The sequence below is a fragment of the Salinicola halophyticus genome (genome assembly GCF_003206695.1).
Taxonomy (GTDB): domain Bacteria; phylum Pseudomonadota; class Gammaproteobacteria; order Pseudomonadales; family Halomonadaceae; genus Salinicola; species Salinicola halophyticus.
In genome coordinates, this window is record NZ_PZJN01000003.1 from 508,095 (window position 1) to 524,726 (window position 16,632).

General features: G+C 63.5%; 18 protein-coding genes. 1 reads left to right on the forward strand and 17 read right to left on the reverse strand.

What is annotated here, in order from left to right; all coding sequences use genetic code 11:
• From DOM58_RS04440 to DOM58_RS04505, 14 genes are all read right to left on the reverse strand, one after another.
• On the reverse strand, window positions 1-2,283 hold the full coding sequence (locus tag DOM58_RS04440; protein ID WP_245392149.1) for an ATP-dependent helicase: 2,283 nt from the start codon (window positions 2,281-2,283) through the stop codon (window positions 1-3).
• Window positions 2,280-2,813 carry a DUF1285 domain-containing protein gene (locus tag DOM58_RS04445; RefSeq protein ID WP_110691900.1) on the reverse strand — a complete coding sequence of 178 codons (534 nt, stop codon included), beginning with the start codon at window positions 2,811-2,813 and terminating at the stop codon, window positions 2,280-2,282. The genes DOM58_RS04440 and DOM58_RS04445 overlap by 4 nt, the downstream gene beginning before the upstream one ends.
• Before the next feature lie 43 nt (window positions 2,814-2,856).
• The gene (locus tag DOM58_RS04450) at window positions 2,857-3,678 is read right to left on the reverse strand and encodes a TatD family hydrolase (RefSeq protein ID WP_110691901.1); all 822 of its coding nucleotides are present in this window, start codon (window positions 3,676-3,678) and stop codon (window positions 2,857-2,859) included.
• 62 nt (window positions 3,679-3,740) lie between these two features.
• Window positions 3,741-4,724, reverse strand: a complete 984-nt coding sequence (locus tag DOM58_RS04455) for a DNA polymerase III subunit delta' (RefSeq protein ID WP_110691902.1) — start codon at window positions 4,722-4,724, stop codon at window positions 3,741-3,743.
• Window positions 4,715-5,371 carry a dTMP kinase gene (gene tmk / locus DOM58_RS04460; RefSeq protein ID WP_110691903.1) on the reverse strand — a complete coding sequence of 219 codons (657 nt, stop codon included), beginning with the start codon at window positions 5,369-5,371 and terminating at the stop codon, window positions 4,715-4,717. Before tmk ends, DOM58_RS04455 begins: the two co-directional genes overlap by 10 nt.
• 54 nt (window positions 5,372-5,425) lie before the next feature.
• Window positions 5,426-6,430, reverse strand: coding sequence for an endolytic transglycosylase MltG (gene mltG, locus DOM58_RS04465; protein ID WP_075561295.1), 1,005 nt, complete (start codon window positions 6,428-6,430; stop codon window positions 5,426-5,428).
• A gap of 57 nt (window positions 6,431-6,487) precedes the next feature.
• Entirely contained in the window at window positions 6,488-7,294 is an 807-nt protein-coding gene (pabC, locus tag DOM58_RS04470) for an aminodeoxychorismate lyase (RefSeq protein ID WP_110691904.1), read from the reverse strand.
• Window positions 7,295-7,300: 6 nt separating this feature from the next.
• The gene (fabF, locus tag DOM58_RS04475; protein WP_075561293.1) at window positions 7,301-8,539 is read right to left on the reverse strand and encodes a beta-ketoacyl-ACP synthase II; all 1,239 of its coding nucleotides are present in this window, start codon (window positions 8,537-8,539) and stop codon (window positions 7,301-7,303) included.
• A gap of 469 nt (window positions 8,540-9,008) precedes the next feature.
• Window positions 9,009-9,242, reverse strand: a complete 234-nt coding sequence (gene acpP / locus DOM58_RS04480) for an acyl carrier protein (protein ID WP_075561292.1) — start codon at window positions 9,240-9,242, stop codon at window positions 9,009-9,011.
• Window positions 9,243-9,338: 96 nt separating this feature from the next.
• Complete coding sequence (gene fabG / locus DOM58_RS04485; protein ID WP_110692058.1) at window positions 9,339-10,082, reverse strand: 3-oxoacyl-ACP reductase FabG; 744 nt, start codon at window positions 10,080-10,082, stop codon at window positions 9,339-9,341.
• Window position 10,083: 1 nt separating this feature from the next.
• Complete coding sequence (gene fabD, locus DOM58_RS04490; protein WP_110691905.1) at window positions 10,084-11,052, reverse strand: ACP S-malonyltransferase; 969 nt, start codon at window positions 11,050-11,052, stop codon at window positions 10,084-10,086.
• Between the two features lie 5 nt (window positions 11,053-11,057).
• Window positions 11,058-12,176 carry a phosphate acyltransferase PlsX gene (gene plsX / locus DOM58_RS04495; RefSeq protein ID WP_110691906.1) on the reverse strand — a complete coding sequence of 373 codons (1,119 nt, stop codon included), beginning with the start codon at window positions 12,174-12,176 and terminating at the stop codon, window positions 11,058-11,060.
• A 26-nt stretch (window positions 12,177-12,202) separates the two neighbouring features.
• A complete protein-coding gene (gene rpmF / locus DOM58_RS04500; protein WP_075561288.1) occupies window positions 12,203-12,373 on the reverse strand; it encodes a 50S ribosomal protein L32 in 171 nt (56 codons plus the stop codon).
• A 31-nt stretch (window positions 12,374-12,404) separates the two neighbouring features.
• Window positions 12,405-12,932 (reverse strand): YceD family protein, encoded by a 528-nt coding sequence (locus tag DOM58_RS04505; RefSeq protein WP_110691907.1) that lies wholly within the window; start codon window positions 12,930-12,932, stop codon window positions 12,405-12,407.
• A 300-nt stretch (window positions 12,933-13,232) separates the two neighbouring features.
• Here DOM58_RS04505 and DOM58_RS04510 point away from each other — a divergent pair, with 300 nt between their 5' ends.
• On the forward strand, window positions 13,233-13,841 hold the full coding sequence (locus tag DOM58_RS04510; RefSeq protein WP_110691908.1) for a Maf family protein: 609 nt from the start codon (window positions 13,233-13,235) through the stop codon (window positions 13,839-13,841).
• On the opposite strand, the gene sppA is transcribed toward DOM58_RS04510, so the two are convergent.
• Genes sppA through DOM58_RS04525 form a run of 3 tightly spaced genes read right to left on the reverse strand, consistent with a single transcriptional unit; the run spans window position 13,829 to window position 16,601 of the window.
• Window positions 13,829-14,902, reverse strand: coding sequence for a signal peptide peptidase SppA (sppA, locus tag DOM58_RS04515; RefSeq protein WP_110691909.1), 1,074 nt, complete (start codon window positions 14,900-14,902; stop codon window positions 13,829-13,831). The genes DOM58_RS04510 and sppA overlap by 13 nt on opposite strands.
• Before the next feature lie 48 nt (window positions 14,903-14,950).
• Entirely contained in the window at window positions 14,951-15,652 is a 702-nt protein-coding gene (locus DOM58_RS04520; RefSeq protein WP_110692059.1) for an HAD-IA family hydrolase, read from the reverse strand.
• 1 nt (window position 15,653) lies between these two features.
• Window positions 15,654-16,601, reverse strand: a complete 948-nt coding sequence (locus DOM58_RS04525; RefSeq protein ID WP_075561284.1) for an RluA family pseudouridine synthase — start codon at window positions 16,599-16,601, stop codon at window positions 15,654-15,656.
• Window positions 16,602-16,632: the final 31 nt, after the last annotated feature.

The following is a 16,632-nucleotide window of genomic DNA, read 5'->3' on the forward strand; positions in this document are numbered from 1 at the left end:
TCATCTCCCGTTTCCGGACAGTTTGGTCACTGGCGCCCGGGTCGCGATCAGACGCCGCCGGCCGGCCGCTTCAAAACGCACATCGATCACCGGGTTGGCGGCGTTGCCCTCCACCACCAGTATTTCGCCCTCGCCGAAGCTTGCGTGCTGCAAGCGATCTCCGACCTGCCACGACGCGTTGGTGCCGCTCTCGACGGCGGCGCCTCTGCCGGGGTCGAGAGTCGGCGTCGGCGACTCCCGGGCCTCGAGTGTCACCCACTGACCGCCGCGCTCCAGGCCGATGCGCGTCAGATAAGTCCCGATCATCTCCGGCTCGCGCACCGCGACGGCGGTTTCGGCACCGGCCTGGATCGCCCGGTCGACGCGGGAGCAATCTTCGAGCGCGGTCTCCTCGAGGAAGCGGCTCGGCCGATGATCGCCACCGTCATGGATCAGCAGCAAGTGCTCCCGGGCGCGGGTGATGGCGACATAGTAGAGCCGTCGCTCCTCTTCCAGCCGTTCCGGCGAGAGCGGATTGTCGCGACTGAAATGGGGAAAATCCTCTTCATTGAGCCCCCATACGACAACCAGCGGCCACTCGAGGCCCTTGGCACCGTGAACGGTACTGATCAGCACGCCATCCGGCCGGTTCTCTACTGGATTGCGCAGCAGCTCGATGAACGCCTCGGGGTCGTTGGCCAACTCGCCGGCCTGTTCGATCAACACATCGAGCAGTCGGACATCGTCGTCGCCCTTCTCCCGCCGTGCGGCCGAGCGCCGCAGGATCTTTTCGGCGTCGATGGCATCGACGACATGCTCGAGCAGCTTGGCCGGCGGCCACGTCGCCAACTTGGGAAGCTCGCAGAGCAGCTGCCAGCGACGCTTGAGATGGCGACGCTGGCCGGGTTTGAGACCCGCCAGCACCGAGGCCTCGCGAGCCGGCCACTGCTGAGTCCGGGCCAGTTCCTCGACCAGACGGCGCACGCGATCCTGGGCGACGAAGGTCGTGGGCTGGGAGAACAGCAGAACCAGATGGGCCGGGTCGTGTAGCCGCCGAGGTTCACGCGCCAGCTGGAGATAGCCTGCCAGCGCCTGTACCAACGGCAGCCGGAACACGAAGCGCTCTTCCTGAGCGAGACGGAACGGTATGCCGGCCCGCAGCAGCTGAAGTTGCACCGAGACCGACAACGACCAGCTGCGGACCAGTACGCAGGCTTCGTCACTGCGCCGGCCATCGGCATGCCAGCGCTGCAGCGCCTCGAGCAGCTTGGCGGCCCCGGCGCCTGCCTGTAATCGAGTCAATGGATTGCCGGGCGCCGCCAGACAGAGCTGATCCCAGCGCTGGCGATTGCCGCGAATGGCATGATTGGCCGCCAGCGCTAGGGCATGGCCGTGGCGAAACGTGTAAGAAAGCGGATACTCGCTGGCCCGACCGAACAGACCATCGAAGCGCGCCAGCATCGCGTCGGGGCGTGCGCCCCGCCACTCATAGATGCACTGATTGGCGTCGCCGACTGCCATCACCTGCGCCGCATCGCCGGACAGTAACTTGAGCAGCCGCAGTTGGGCTTCATTGATGTCCTGGTACTCATCGACGATGACGTGGCCGAGAAATCCCTCGACGCGACGACGCGCCTCCGCGTGCTCCTCGAGACATCGCAGCGGGCGATAGAGCAGATCCGCATAGGTCATCTGTCCGGCAGATTCCAGCAACGACTCGGCCACATCGAAGGCATCGATGAAGTGGCGTTCGCTACCGGTGTAACCGAGCTTCTCGAACAGCTCGGACGGCGTGGCGACCTCGGCCTTGACCAGATCACAGAACTGGCCGAAAGCCTCGAGCCGGTCCGCATCGAGTGCCGCCTCGCGGGTTTCGCTGTCGGTCGATTCCAGACTCTGCATCACCGCCTGACGCAATAGACGCTCCCGCTGCCATTCCGCCTGCAGCAGTTGACGCGGCGGTAGATAGCCCCAGCGGGTCAGGCTCTGGGTCAAGCGATGGCCGATCGAGTGAAAAGTGCGCACTTCCGGTAAAGCGACGCCCGCGGGTGCCTCCCGCGCCAGCTTGGCGCGGAAGTCGTCGCGCGCCGCACGGTTGAACATCAACACCAGAATGCGCCGTGGGTTTTCACCGCCGGCGAGCAGATGGAGTACGCGCCGGACCAGGGTCGTGGTCTTGCCGGCCCCGGCGACGGCAGCCACGCGGGCATGCCCCTCGAGATGGCCGATCACCGCACGCTGTTCCGCCGTCAACTCGTCGTTCGGTGCGGCGGCGGGAGTCGCCGCGCTCATCGAATCGCTCATGGCGTCACGTCGTCCGTGCGGCCGAGACAGTGCCAGATGCCACCGCTCCACAGCCCGATCTCGTCGCCATCCTGCTCGGCGGTTTCGACCCAGCGATAGAACAGATTGCGGTGCAGGCGGGCCTGCAGCCCGTGACGAATGGGCAGCGCGGGCAGTGACTCCCCGCCCGGTGTCAGCGACAGCGACAATCGATGGGCGCCATCCAGCACCACACGATCCCCACAGGCGGTTGTCGCCAGCCAGTCGGCCCCCACGGGGTCGGCATCCGTCACCAGCAGCGGTAGATCCTCGACACGGATGCGCAGCTTCTCCCCCGGCGTCACCAGGAAATAGTCGCCTTCGGCTTCGCGCCGGAGCACGCGGCTCAGCAAGCTGACCAGCGCCGGGCGCCGGATCGGCGTGCCCTCGTGCACCCAGTCGCCGTTGGCCATGATCACCAGATCCATGTCGCCGCACGAAGGTGGATCCCACTGCTCGAGCGGCGGTATGGTTTGCCCGTCGAACTGCTGGAACAGTGTATCGAGTTTCATCGTGGCCTCCGGATCATGACGTCTTCACGTGGATGAAACTCCGTCACCCGAATGGATTGTCACGCTGAGCGTCAGGGGTACTGGCGGAGAATAGCCGATAGAAGTTGGCGCGGGTCTGCATCGCCACTTCGTCGACGGTAATACCCCGCTCCCGCGCGATGCACTCGGCGACCTCGACCACCCACTGCGGCTCGTTGGGCTTGCCGCGATGGGGAACGGGGGCGAGAAACGGGCTATCGGTCTCGATCAACAGCCGGTCCAGCGGCACCTGGCGTGCGACGTCTCGCAGCGCCTCGGCACTGGCGAACGTCACGATCCCCGACAGCGAGATGTAGAAACCCGATCTCACCGCCTCCCGCGCCATGTCGAGATCCTCGGTAAAGCAGTGAAGTACGCCGCCCACCTTGGGATCGATGTATTCGCGGATCAGCGCCAGGGTTTCGTCGCGCGCCTCGCGGGTATGAACGACCACCGGCAGTTCGAGTTCGTGCGCGGCCTCCAGATGGGCAACGAATCGTCGACGCTGAACGTCCCGCGGCACGCTATCGTAGTGGAAGTCGAGCCCGGTCTCGCCAATGGCCACCGCGCCGTAACGGTCCGCGCACTCCTGAATCGTTTTGCTGTCGGGCTCCACTCCACCGGATTCTACAGCCACCTCGTGAAGCGGATGCAGACCGATGCTGATATCGACATCGTCATGACGTCTCGCGATCTCGGCCAGATTCGGGGCGCCATCCAGCGAAGTCGAGATCGCCAGAAAGCGATGGACGCCGCGGGCCCGAGCGGCCTCCAGCGCCAGATCGAGGTCGCCGTCGTAGGGCGTCAGGTCGAGGCGATCGAGATGGCAGTGAGAATCGACGAACATGCAAATTTCCAGAGTGGGTAATGACGAGGGTGCCGACGGGAAGATCGATGACGTCGGCGCGCTCAGGATCGCAGCAGGGCCGACCAGCGAACCAGCCAGGCCTCGAGCACCAGCTGCGGATTCGGATTGCCACCGGCCGCCACCAGACGGCGCTGCTCGCGGGCGTAATCGAGCAGTCGGAACCAGTCGCGGACCCGGGCGTTCTTGGCCGCCTGACGATAGAGCGGCAGCAGATCGCTGTTGCGCACCTGCTGCGGATCGCCGGACAGGCCGAGGCGAATCAGATCTTCGAGCCAGCCGATGCCATACCATAGTATGCGATCGAGTGACTGCGCATCGAGCCTTGCGGCTTCACCGACAGGCTCCCCGCCGCGGACCAGCGCATCGAAGAGTTCGCGCATATCCTGGCGCAGCTGGCGAGCGTCGGCGCCGGCCAGCTCTTCGGCCAGCAGCGGCAGGCCGCCGGCGACACGCAGCCAGAAACGCGCTTCGCCGCCGTCGCCCAGACGCTCTCGCAGCCAGGGTTCGGCCTCCTCCGGCCGCGGCGCCACCAGGTTCCAGTGCTGACAGCGCGAGCGAATGGTCGGCAACAGCCGCGAGGGGGTATCGGAGACCAGAATGAACAGGGTCCGCTCGCCCGGCTCCTCTAGGCTTTTCAGCAGCGCGTTCGAGGCGGCGACGTTCATCGCCTCGGCCGGTTCGATCCGGATGACGCGATAGCCGCCCTGCTGCGCCGTCTGGGCGACGAAACCGTTGACCTTGCGAATCGCATCGACGCGTATCTGACGGGATTTTTCCACCAGCCCCACGCTGAGAAGGTCGGGATGATAGCCCGCTCCCAGCATCCGGCAACCGTGACATTCGCCGCAGGCGACGTCGCCCGGCGCCCGGCACAGGGTGCGTGCGATCAACGCCTCGACCAGCGGCTGCTTGCCGATACCGCGCGGCCCCGACAGCAGCAAGGCATGCGGGAGACGACCGCTATCCTGGAGCTCGATCAGCTTTCGCCAGCGATCGTGCTGCCACGGCAGTGGCGTCATAGCCATGGCGCCACCCTCTGTTCCAGACACTGGGCGATGGCGCACTGGACGCGCTCCAGCGAGGGCGAGGCGTCGATGATCGCGAAGCGGGCGTCGGCTTCGGCCCGCGACCGATAGGTAGCGCGCACGGCTTCGAAGAACGTATCCCGCTCGCGCTCGAAACGGTCCAGCTGCGCGCCACGTCCTGCCACACGCTGCGCGGCGACGATCAGTGGAACATCGAGCAGCAGCGTGAGATCGGGTTGCAAGCCGTTCTGGACCAGTGTTTCCAGGGTGCGAATGCGCTCGAGATCCACCCCGCGGCCCCCGCCCTGGTAGGCAAAAGTGGCGTCGGTGAAACGATCACAGACGACCCAGGCCCCCCGGTCGAGCGCCGGGCGGATACGCTCGGCGAGATGCTGGGCGCGAGCCGCGAAGACCAGCAGCAGCTCGGCGTCGTCGCTCCAGGACTCTTCACGCGTCGGGTCCAGCAGCAGTGCGCGGATCGCTTCGGCGCCGGGCGTACCGCCGGGCTCGCGGGTACGCACCACCTCGATCCCTCGCGCCGTCAGCCAGTCACAGACGAAGTTGACGTTGGTCGTCTTGCCGACGCCTTCGCCGCCTTCCAACGTGATGAAGCGGCCGCGCCGCTGTTCGATATCGCCTGCACTCATGCGCTGTCGTCTCGTCGCTGTGGTCGGGGTCGTGGATCTGCTGGCGCCGCGATCTCAATCGCGATTCAGAATGTAACGGCGGACGGCAGCATTGTGCTCCTGCAGCGTCCTGGAAAACTGGTGCGAGCCATCGCCTTTCGCCACGAAATAGAGCGAATCGCCCTCTGCCGGGTGAACGGCCGCTTTCAACGAGCCCAACCCCGGCATCGCGATCGGCGTCGGCGGTAGGCCTTCGATGACGTAGGTATTGTAGGCGTTCTGGCGCTGAAGATCGGCGCGAGTGATGTTGCCGATGTAGCTGTCGCCCATGCCGTAGATGACAGTAGGATCGGTCTGCAGCCGCATCCCCTTCTGTAGGCGGCGCACGAACACGCCGGCGATCTCTTCGCGCTCGTCGGGTACGCCGGTTTCCCGTTCGATTAGAGAGGCGAGAATCAGCGCCTGGTAGGGCGAGTCGATGGGCAGACCCTCGTCGCGCTCGTCCCAGACGCTGGCCAGGGTCTGCTGCATACGATCGTAGGCGCGGCGAAGAATCTCGGTATCCGTCACCCCCTTGTGATAGCGATAGGTGTCGGGAAAGAACTGGCCTTCGGGGTGAGTCTTTGCATGTCCCAGCGCCGCCATCACCTCGTCGTCACTCATGTCCTGGGTACGGTGATCGAGCTTAGGTGCCTGATCCAGCAGGCGGCGCATCTGCTTGAAGGTCCAGCCTTCCGGAATCGTCAGCCGATAGGTCACGACCTGATCGCTGGAGAGATGGGCGATGAGCTGACGGCCGTTCATCCCCGGCTCGAGTTCGAACTCCCCGGCACGTAACCCCTGGGTAGCCTGGGGCGCGATGCGCGCGAGCAGTTGATAGGGCCACGCCGCATCGATGATGCCGCGGCTCGCGAGGTCATGCACGACCTGGGTGTAAGCGGCGCCGCGAGGCACCTCGTAGATCGTCGATTGGTCGATCGCGATCGGTGCATCGAGCTGTTTCTGCCAGTAGTGAAACCCGCCAAAGACCGCAATCGTCGCCACCACCAGCAGCACGATCAGAATTTTGAGGACACGCATGTTGTTCCTTAATCGCCGGAAGCCGCGCAGAGGCGGCTTTTGGGCATGAGACGGGCGTCAATCGCCGAGGTTCAGCGGATAACCCAACTGCCGATGGGCAGCGTGACGGAAAGTATCGTTCGATTCGAGCGACCACTGCTTGAGCGCGTTGCCGGCGCTATCATCGAGCCGGCGAATGGGCCACACGCCCTGAACGCTGTTGATCAGCCAAGCGGCGTCAGCCGTCAGCAAGGTATCGAGCCCGGCGCGTACCCGATCGAGATCGACGACCTCGTCCAGCGCGCTCAACAGCGTACCGTCGACACCGCAACGATCGAGCAACGGTGTCTCGAGCCGCCCCGCCCGACGCCAGACCAGATTCATCGCCGTGGCTTCGACCAGATGGCCCTGGCTATCACAGAGCAGCCCTTCGGCGATCGCGTCGTCCTGCCACTCCTGTCGCGCCAGCACGTTTTCCAGTCGGGCCAGATGCTTGATACCGGCCAGACGCGGCTGAATGCCCAGGCGAAGCTCGCAACACCGTACCTTGACGCCTTCGAACCAGCGTCCGGGCGACGGCTCGAAGGGCGAATCCTTCCAGCGCCACCGCAGGTCGGGCGCTTCAGGCGGGCGATAACCCCGGCCACCGCTACCGCGCGTCAATATCAGCTTGAGGACCCGAAGACCCGGCCCGCATTGCGCCGGTAGCGCATGGATCGCGGCGAAGTCCGGCCGCGGCAAGGCCAGCCGATCGATCCCCCGCTCGAGACGCGCCATGTGGTAGTCCCACAGCAACGGCTGTCCATCCCGAACCAGTACCGTTTCGAACAGACCGTCGCCATAGGCCAGACCGCGATCGTCGATCGGCAGTGCAGCTTCGCGCATCGCTGACTAGACCTGAGTAAAGATCAGTGAACCATTGGTTCCGCCGAACCCGAAGGAGTTCGACAGCGTCGTGCGAATCGGCATATCGCGTGCGGTGTGGGGTACGTAATCCAGCACGCAGTTCTCATCCGGGTTGTCGAGATTGATGGTCGGTGGCGCGACCTGATCGCGAATCGCCAGCACGCAGAAGATCGCCTCGACGGCACCGGCAGCCCCCAACAGGTGCCCGACCATCGACTTGGTCGAACTGACCGCCACCTGACGAGCGCGATCCCCCATGACCTGCTCGACCGCACGACTTTCCGCCACGTCGCCAGCCGAGGTGGAGGTGCCATGCGCATTGATGTAATCGATGGCCGAGGAATCGATGCCGGCGTCGCGAATCGCGTTGGCCATCGCCGCCGCCGCGCCGCTGCCATCTTCCGGCGGCGAGGTCATGTGGAAGGCATCATCACTCATGCCGAAGCCGGTCAGCTCCGCATGAATGGTCGCGCCACGGCGTTTGGCATGTTCGTACTCCTCGAGCACCATCACCCCGGCCCCGTCAGACAGCACGAAGCCGTCGCGATCGCGATCCCAGGGACGGCTAGCGGCCTGCGGATCATCGTTGCGGGTGGAAAGCGCTCTGGCAGCCGAGAATCCGCCAAGACCCAGCGGCGTGGTCGCCATTTCGGCTCCGCCGCAGAACATCACGTCGGCATCACCATAGGCGATCGTGCGTGCGCTGTAGCCGATGTTATGCGTGCCCGTCGTACAGGCAGTCGTGATGGCGATGTTAGGGCCCTTGAAGCCATGCTGAATGGCCAGGCTGCCGGAGATCATGTTGATGATCGACCCTGGCACGAAAAACGGCGAGATCCGCCGCGCGCCACCCTTGCGCAGAGAGTCGTGGTTACGCTCGATCATCGGAAGACCACCGATACCCGAGCCGATGGCAACCCCGATGCGATGGGCGTTGGCCTCGGTACATTCGATTCCGGAATGACGCAACGCCTGCGTGGCCGCGGCCACTCCGTACTGAATGAACAGGTCCATCTTGCGAGCATCCTTGGGATTGAGATACTCGCCGATATCGAAATTCTTGATCGCACCACCGAACCGCGTATTGAAACCGGTCGTGTCGAAATGCTCGATCGGCGTGATGCCACTCGTCCCTGAAAGAAGGCTTTTCCAGCTCTCCTCGACCGTGTTGCCGACTGGCGTTACCAGCCCCATTCCGGTCACCACCACTCTTCTGCGCGGCATCTAATCTCCTCCGAACTTCCTGATGGCCATTTAGGCGCGGCTCATGAAGGACGATCCTTCGACTGTCATCGTCCCGCCGGATTGCCACCTCGACCTCGGCCCGACTGGCGCGAATTATACCTGAACAACCCGAGAGATGGGCGTCGTAAGCCGGGACTTTGGCATGACACCTCGCGGGCACTCGAGCCCTTCAATTTCCGCCACCCTGATTTGGAACACCAACTCATCGCCAAGCCGCCGCCAAGCCTTCTATCCTGGCCGGCCTTACACCCGGGCCTTCCGGCCACGATGCCTGACCACCGGGTGGAGCACTCCCGTTTCATATTCCCGTTTCATGACAGCGCTTCCCGTGTGAGTCATTCAGAATGCAGAAAGCCGCTCTCATTGAGAGCGGCTTTCCGAACATCGATACTGTCATCGACACTATTTAGCAGCTTGGCTTCTCTCGCCTCAGCGGGAGACGACAGGCTTACTGATGAGAGACGATGTAATCGATCGCTTCCTGAACGGTCGTGATCTTTTCAGCTTCTTCGTCGGGAATTTCGGTGTCGAATTCCTCTTCGAGCGCCATCACCAGTTCGACGGTATCCAGCGAATCCGCGCCGAGGTCTTCGGTGAAGGATGAGGAGTTCTGAATGTCCTCTTCCTTGACGTTCAGGCGTTCGGCAACAACCTTCTTCACGCGCTCTTCGATGGTGCTCATTATGTCGTTACTCCTAGTGGTACGAATCCGCCAGCTAAAAAGCTGCGGGTAGTTTATAGACCGCCCCCAGACGACGCAACCCGCGTCGCGGGAGGATTACCGCATGTTCATGCCACCGTTAACCTGCAGCGTTTCCCCGGTAATATACCCGGCTGCATCGCTGGCGAGAAAAGCAATCGCGGCGGCGATCTCCTCCGGCTGGCCCAGTCGCGCCAACGGAATCTGTTTCAGAAGCGCGTCACGCTGCGCTTCCGGTAGAGACTGCGTCATATCCGTGTCGATGAAGCCCGGCGCCACGGCATTGACCGTGATCGCCCGCGACGACACTTCGCGTGCTAGGGCCCGGGTGAAGCCTTCCATACCCGCCTTGGCAGCAGCATAGTTGACCTGTCCCAGATTCCCCATCATCGCGACGACGGAGCTGACATTGACGATACGGCCGAAGCGAGCTCGCGTCATCCCCTTGAGGCCAGCCTTGGAGACACGATAGACCGACTTGAGATTGGTATCGAGTACCGCGTCCCACTCGTCTTCCTTCATCCGCATCAAGAGATTGTCGCGGGTAATGCCGGCGTTGTTGACCAGAATGGTCGGCGCACCGAAGGTCTCGGTAATACGCTTGAACACCGCATCGACACTGTTCTGATCGGTCACGTCCAGCGCCAGACCCAATCCCTCGATACCCTCGGCCTTGAGATCGTCGTCGATTCTGGCAGCGCCGGCTTCGCTGGTGGCCGTGGCCACGACGATGCGCCCCTGACGCCCCAACTCGCGCGCCACGGCACGGCCGATACCCCGGCTCGCTCCGGTGACCAGCGCCACTCTACGTTCGGTCATGATTTCACCCCTTGGGCTCTTGGACGTCCAGCGCATCACGCGCCAGCTCGAGCGCCGAAGACAAGGTATCGGGATCGTTGACCGCGATCCCTCTCGCCTGACGCTGAATGCGTTTGTTCAAGCCGGTCAGCACTTTCCCCGGCCCGCACTCGATGAAGACGGAGGCGCCATCCTCGAACATCGCGTTGACGCAGTCGGTCCAGCGGACCGGCTGGTAAAGCTGTTCGACCAGTCGCTGCTGCAGCACCTCGGTGGTCTCGGCAACCTTTGCGTTGACGTTCTGGTAGACAGCGTAACGCGGCAGCTTGAACTCAAGCTCTGCCATGGCGGCATCGACCCGCTCGGCGGCAGGCTGCATCAGTGCGCAGTGAGACGGCACCGAGACCGGCAACGGCAGAGCCCGTTTGGCTCCCGCTTCCTGACAAAGGGCGATGGCGCGATCGACGGCGCCCTGGTTGCCTGCGATCACGACTTGCCCGGGAGAGTTGTAATTGACCGCAGAGACCACTTCCGACTGAGCGGCGTCGCGACAGGCCATTTCGACCGCGGCATCGTCCAGCCCCAGAATCGCCGCCATCGCCCCGACGCCGGCCGGCACCGCCTGCTGCATCGCTTCGCCACGCAGGCGAACCAATCGCACGCCTTCGGCAAAGCCGAGTGCGCCGGAACAGACCATCGCGCTGTACTCGCCCAGGCTGTGCCCCGCCATCATGCCGGGGCGAGGCCCCTCGAGCTCCTGCCAGACACGCCAGATCGCGACGCTCGAAGTCAGCAGTGCAGGTTGCGTACAAGCCGTCGAGTTGAGCTCTTCTTCGGGTCCTTCCTGGACGACATGCCAGAGGTCGTAACCCAATGCCTCCGATGCTTCATCGAAGGTCGTGCGTACGACACTGTAACGTTCGGCCAGCTCTCGCAGCATGCCGATCTGCTGCGAGCCCTGCCCCGGAAAGACCAAAGCCAGTGATTGCGTCATCGCGCTCACCCTTGAAGTGATGAATCGTCGGATCTCGTCGAATCACGAGACCCGCTATCCACTCGGCCGTCGCTGACGGTCGACGAGATAACGGGCGTCGCTGCGTCCTGAGACCATGCAGCGCGAAAATGCTCCGGCAGCCCGACTTCCACTTCACGCACTGCACGATCGATGGCAAAGGCAAAAGCCTGCGCCCCGGCGTTGCCGTGACTTTTGACCACGATACGATTGAGCCCGAGCAGACTCGCGCCATTATGGCGCACGGGGTCGAGCTGCGCCTTGAAACGCATCAGCGCGGGTCGTGCCAGCATCGTAACCAGACGCGTCGACCAGTGAGAGTCGAAGTTCGCCTGCAACCGCTTGAGCAGCATCTGAGCCACCCCCTCGCTTGCCTTGAGCACGGCGTTGCCGACGAAGCCGTCGCAGACGACGACATCGGCCTGCCCGGAGAAGATTCCATCTCCTTCGAGATAGCCGATATATTCGAAGTCGCTACTGCCCCGCGCTCTCAACAGTGCATCCGCCTCGCGCACGCGAGCGACACCCTTGTTCGCCTCGATACCCATATTGAGCAGCGCGACGCGCGGCACCGCCACGCCATCTACCACACGCGCCATCAGCGCCCCCATGTGGGCGAAATCGACCAGATGCCGGGCATGGACGTCGACGCTGGCACCGAGATCGAGCAGATAGCAGCGCCCACCCTTGCGAGTCGGCACTGCCGAACTGATCGCCGGGCGCGAAATACCCGGAACACTACCCAGCTCACGTCGGGCCAGCGCGACCAGCGCGCCGGTATTGCCGCAGGTAATGCCGGCGACAGCCCGCTGCTCGCGCACCGCTTCCAGCATGCCATAGAGACTGGTTGCCGTCGGATCCTCGTAAACTTCCATGGGCGGAGTGGATTGCAGCACCACCCGTGGCGCGTCGACGATCGTGATGCGCTTGACGCTGGCGGCTTCCTGCGGGGCACGAGCCAGCTCTCCGATCAGCGTTTCGAGCTCTTCTCGCGGCCCGAAGACCAGCGGCTCCAGCTCAGGATGACGGGCCAGCGCCAATAACAATCCGCCAATAGTGGCGCGGGGACCGAAGTCCCCGCCCATGGCATCGATGGCGATGCGCACTGCCTGACGAAACGCCTGAGGTTTCGTTAAACTTCGACGACCTTGCGGCCACGGTAATAACCGTCCGGCGCCACGTGGTGACGAAGGTGCGTAGTACCGGTTTCCGGATCCTTAGACAGAGCCGGTGAGGTCAGGGCATCGTGAGCGCGACGCATGCCACGCTTGGAACGGGTCTTACGGTTTTTTTGAACGGCCATGATATGACTCCAACGTCAATGTCTTTCAGGTTCAAATTTTTCCCTTCAACGACTTGAGGACGTCGAAGGGATTGTCAGGGCGGGCCGCTTTTTCGATCGAAGCGTCACCGCTGCTCATCTGCTCACGAGAAACCGCGCAATCGGCTTCATCGTGATAGACCACTTGGGGCAGGCTGAGAATCAACTCATCCTCCACCGCCCCCAGCAGGTCCAGCTGTTCGTTGTTGACCAGCACCGGCTCATAGTCGCTGGGCACCTCCGCCGCCGAGGCGTCATCGCTGACGACCGCGAGCTTGAAGTGGCTCGTAACGGACACCGGCATGGGCTGCAGACAGCGCCTGCAAGGGACCATGAGATCCGCCTCCAGCTCCCCATCGATGAGATGACGACGCTGTGTATCGACATCGAACTGCAGCTTGACGATTGCACTGCCCTGCTGCGGCCCAACCTCGTCTTTCAGGCGCGTCAATTTCTCGAGGTCAACGAGACCCTCGATGGTTTCTTGGTTTGCCGCTGCCCGGTAGGGCTCGACGGTCGGGGGAAGTCGTCTGGTCAACATAGGCGCGACATCATAGGGATTTGCCGGGTCCCTGTCAAAGCGCTTGGATCGCGCTATCCTATTGTTTAAAAGGCAGGCTTAAAACCCGTGTTTAAAATCAGGCTCAAAAGCCGAGCTCGAAAACCAGGCCCAGGGCCATGTTCAAGAACCCCGGCTCGAACCGGCATCGGGCAAGGCTCCGACGGGATCTGACTCGAGTCTCCCACGGGCCATGCCACATATCGTACTCGAACTGCTGGCACCGCCGGCGTCACTGCCCGACAAGACCGGCTTTCACTGACCGACAAGATAAGGATGTCCATGTCTCGACTGGTACTTGCCTCAAGCTCCCGCTACCGGCGACAGCTGTTGGATCGCCTGGAAATTCCCTATCAATGGGCCGCCCCCGAGATCGACGAGAGCCGACGCGAGGGAGAAGACGCCGTCACTCTGGCTCACCGCCTCGCGCTCTCAAAGGCGCAGGCGGTGTCTGCAGACTATCCGGATCATCTCGTCATCGGCTCCGACCAGCTGGCGCTCTTCGACGGCGACATCCTGGGCAAACCCGGCAACTTCGAGACCGCCTGCGCCAATTTGCGCCGTTTCTCGGGCCACCGGGTAAGCTTCATGACCGGCCTTGCGCTGATCGACACCGGGGCGGGGCGCCATCGGGTCGTTCACGAGACTTATCACGTCCGATTTCGGGAACTGAGCGACGCCGAGATCGAGAGCTACGTATCGCGCGACCGACCTTACGACAGCTCGGGAAGCTTTCGCATGGAGGGCCTGGGCATTGCCCTGTTCGAACGTTTCGAAGGCGATGATCCCAACACCCTGATAGGTCTACCTCTCATCAAGCTGTGCGAGCTGCTGAGAGAGGCAGGCATGAATCCGTTGGCAGGCCATCAGGGAAACGGTCAAGGTAGCTGATAGCGCACCAGCGATGCGGGACTACTCAGTCCCAGCCAGTGGGCCGCCGCGCTGGTGAGCTTGTTGGAGACCAGCGACCAGGGATCCAGCGACGGCGTGTAATCTCTGAGACTCACTTCCCCGAGACGCGCTCTCGACAGCTGCTCGAGATTGCCGATGTCATCGATCAGGCCCAGCGACTTCGCCTGCTCGCCGGTCCAGATCAGCCCGGAAAACAGCTCGGGATCGTCGCTGAGACGATCCCCGCGCCCGGCCTTGACCGCATCGATGAACTGGCGATGCGTGGTATTCAGGACCGACTGCCAGAAGGCCCGCTGCGACGGAGATATCTCGGAGAACGGATCCATGAACGCCTTGTTCTCGCCGGCCGTGAACACGCGCCGCTCGACGCCGACCTTGTCGATCGCGCCCTGCAGACCGAAGCCCGCACTGATGACGCCGATGGATCCGACCAGACTCGCCGGCGAGGCGTAGATCCGATCCGCCGCAGATGCCATATAGTAGGCGCCGCTGGCACCGATATCCTCGATCACCGCCAGAATCGGCTTGTCGCCCTGCTCTTGCAGATAGCGAATCTCGTCGTAGACACGCTGCGACTGCACCGGACTGCCGCCGGGGCTATTGATATGCAACACCACCGCATCCGCGCCCGGATCCTGCCACGCCTGCTGCAGACCTTCGATGATGCGCTCGGCGTTGGCCTGACCGTTCGCATCGATGGGCCCGCTGACATCGACGATGCCAAGATGGCGCTTGCCGGCCGACATCCCGTCGCCCTGCGCCAGGAACAGGGTATAGGCGCTAAGGCAGAGCCCGGCAATCACGAGCAGAGCGAACAGCAGACGAAAGAAAATTTTCCAGCGCCGGGAACGCCGCTGCTCGGCCAGCACCCCGCCGATCCAACGGTCCATCATCCGCACTTCAGCCAAGCGCACCGTATCGGGATCGCTATCCGCTCCGGTTGATTCGCCGTCACCCGAGTGCGCCGCCTTGCGCCGCTCGGCGTTTTCCCGTGTCAGCTCAGGCCCCTGGGTCCAGTCATCGCGTCGATCGTCCCTCACCACCCTCTCCTTACTGATTTTCAACACTCAGGGTCTGCCCACGCACCGTCAGACCAACAGCCATTCGACGAGTGAGGGAAAGTCCTCGGCAACGAAACGCGGCTCACTGCGTAACAGGCGCTCCCGCTCGTGCACCCCGTAGGTCACCGCGACACGATCCATGCCGATCGCCCGGGCCATTTCCAGATCATATTCGGTATCGCCGATCATCACCGCCTCCTCCGCCGTCACTTCACATTCGACCAGCAACTCTTCGAGCATCTGCGGATGCGGTTTCGAACGTGTGAGATCGGCGGTCCGGCTGGCAACGAACCAGTCGCCGCAGGCGTCATGACTCAGAGCGCGATCCAGACCTCGACGACTCTTCCCGGTGGCCACCGCCAAGCGGCAAGTCGGGTCCAGCCGCAGACGTTCGATCCCCTGGACGACGCCGGGGAAAAATGGCGCCGGGATACGATCGGCCAGACGGAACTGATGACCGTAGGTCTCGCGTAGGCGATCCTGCTCGTCGGAGGTGATCCCCGGGAAGAGCCGGTCCATCGCCTCGGGCAGCCCCAGGCCGATGATATCGCGTACCGCGGCGGCACTCGGCACGCCCCACTGCAGCTCCCGCGCGGCCGTCTGCATGCAGGCAACGATCCGCTCCGCCGAGTCTATCAGGGTGCCGTCCCAGTCGAAGATGACCAACCGGTAACGACAGCGAGGGACTGCCAGCCCCCAACGATCGGCGCTTGCCTCTGCCTTCGTCATCTCACTGGCCACGGCGAGCACGCTCCAGCACCTTTTCCAGTCCCGGCTCCAGCGGTGCCCTTACCTGCACGGGACGCCCGCTCTTGGGATCGGGGAACGTCAGCGTCAAGGCGTGCAGAAACAGCCGGTCGAGACCCAGCGATCGCGCCAGATAGCCGCCTTCCGCGGTGCCGTACTTGTCGTCGCCCAGCAGGGCGTGACCGGCGTGGGCGGCGTGCACTCGAATCTGGTGAGTTCGGCCGGTGACCGGCTCCGCCTCGATCAGCGTCACTTTCGGGAAGGTTTCACGCACCGCGAATCGGGTCCGCGAGACCTTACCGTTATCGTCCACCCGGACACGGCGCTCACCGTTGCCGGCATCGTAGCGATCCAGCCGCGCGCTGACATAGTCGCGCCGCGCCGGCCACCGGCCCTGCACCAGCGCCAGATAGCCTTTATCCACCCGACGCTCGCGCAACGCGGTATTGAGAGAGAGGAGCGAGTCCCGATTCTTGGCCAGCAGCAGGCAGCCGGAGGTATCCCGATCGAGTCGATGCACCAGCTCGAGAAAATCCAGATCCTCGCGCACCTGACGCAGCGCCTCGATCAATCCGATCTTGACGCCGCTCCCCCCGTGCACCGCCAACCCGGACGGCTTGTTGATGACCAGCCAGTCCGGACCTTCGATGACGACGCTGCCGGCCAGCAGATTGCGCAGACCCTCGCTGGCCTCCTTGACCGCACTCTCGGGGGCCAGCCGCAATGGCGGCACCCGCACCAGATCGCCGGCCTGGACGCGATAGTCCGCCTTGATCCGTTTCTTGTTGACCCGCACTTCGCCCTTGCGAACGATACGGTAGATCAGCGATTTCGGCGCACCCTTGAGCCGGGTACGCAAGAAATTGTCGATGCGCTGCCCCTGCTGCGACTCGCTGACCTCGATAAACTGAACTTCCTGGCCTTCGGCCATGCTCGACTCCCTGGATGGCGCGACTCGGAAA

Bases quoted from the DNA above. Each gene is read 5' to 3' on its own strand.
- DOM58_RS04440 (WP_245392149.1), bottom strand. From the start codon at position 2,283: ATGAGCGATTCGATGAGCGCGGCGACTCCCGCCGCCGCACCGAACGAC.
- DOM58_RS04445 (WP_110691900.1), bottom strand. From the start codon at position 2,813: ATGAAACTCGATACACTGTTCCAGCAGTTCGACGGGCAAACCATACCG.
- DOM58_RS04450 (WP_110691901.1), bottom strand. From the start codon at position 3,678: ATGTTCGTCGATTCTCACTGCCATCTCGATCGCCTCGACCTGACGCCC.
- DOM58_RS04455 (WP_110691902.1), bottom strand. From the start codon at position 4,724: ATGGCTATGACGCCACTGCCGTGGCAGCACGATCGCTGGCGAAAGCTG.
- tmk (WP_110691903.1), bottom strand. From the start codon at position 5,371: ATGAGTGCAGGCGATATCGAACAGCGGCGCGGCCGCTTCATCACGTTG.
- mltG (WP_075561295.1), bottom strand. From the start codon at position 6,430: ATGCGTGTCCTCAAAATTCTGATCGTGCTGCTGGTGGTGGCGACGATT.
- pabC (WP_110691904.1), bottom strand. From the start codon at position 7,294: ATGCGCGAAGCTGCACTGCCGATCGACGATCGCGGTCTGGCCTATGGC.
- fabF (WP_075561293.1), bottom strand. From the start codon at position 8,539: ATGCCGCGCAGAAGAGTGGTGGTGACCGGAATGGGGCTGGTAACGCCA.
- acpP (WP_075561292.1), bottom strand. From the start codon at position 9,242: ATGAGCACCATCGAAGAGCGCGTGAAGAAGGTTGTTGCCGAACGCCTG.
- fabD (WP_110691905.1), bottom strand. From the start codon at position 11,052: ATGACGCAATCACTGGCTTTGGTCTTTCCGGGGCAGGGCTCGCAGCAG.
- rpmF (WP_075561288.1), bottom strand. From the start codon at position 12,373: ATGGCCGTTCAAAAAAACCGTAAGACCCGTTCCAAGCGTGGCATGCGT.
- DOM58_RS04505 (WP_110691907.1), bottom strand. From the start codon at position 12,932: ATGTTGACCAGACGACTTCCCCCGACCGTCGAGCCCTACCGGGCAGCG.
- DOM58_RS04510 (WP_110691908.1), top strand. From the start codon at position 13,233: ATGTCTCGACTGGTACTTGCCTCAAGCTCCCGCTACCGGCGACAGCTG.
- DOM58_RS04520 (WP_110692059.1), bottom strand. From the start codon at position 15,652: ATGACGAAGGCAGAGGCAAGCGCCGATCGTTGGGGGCTGGCAGTCCCT.
- DOM58_RS04525 (WP_075561284.1), bottom strand. From the start codon at position 16,601: ATGGCCGAAGGCCAGGAAGTTCAGTTTATCGAGGTCAGCGAGTCGCAG.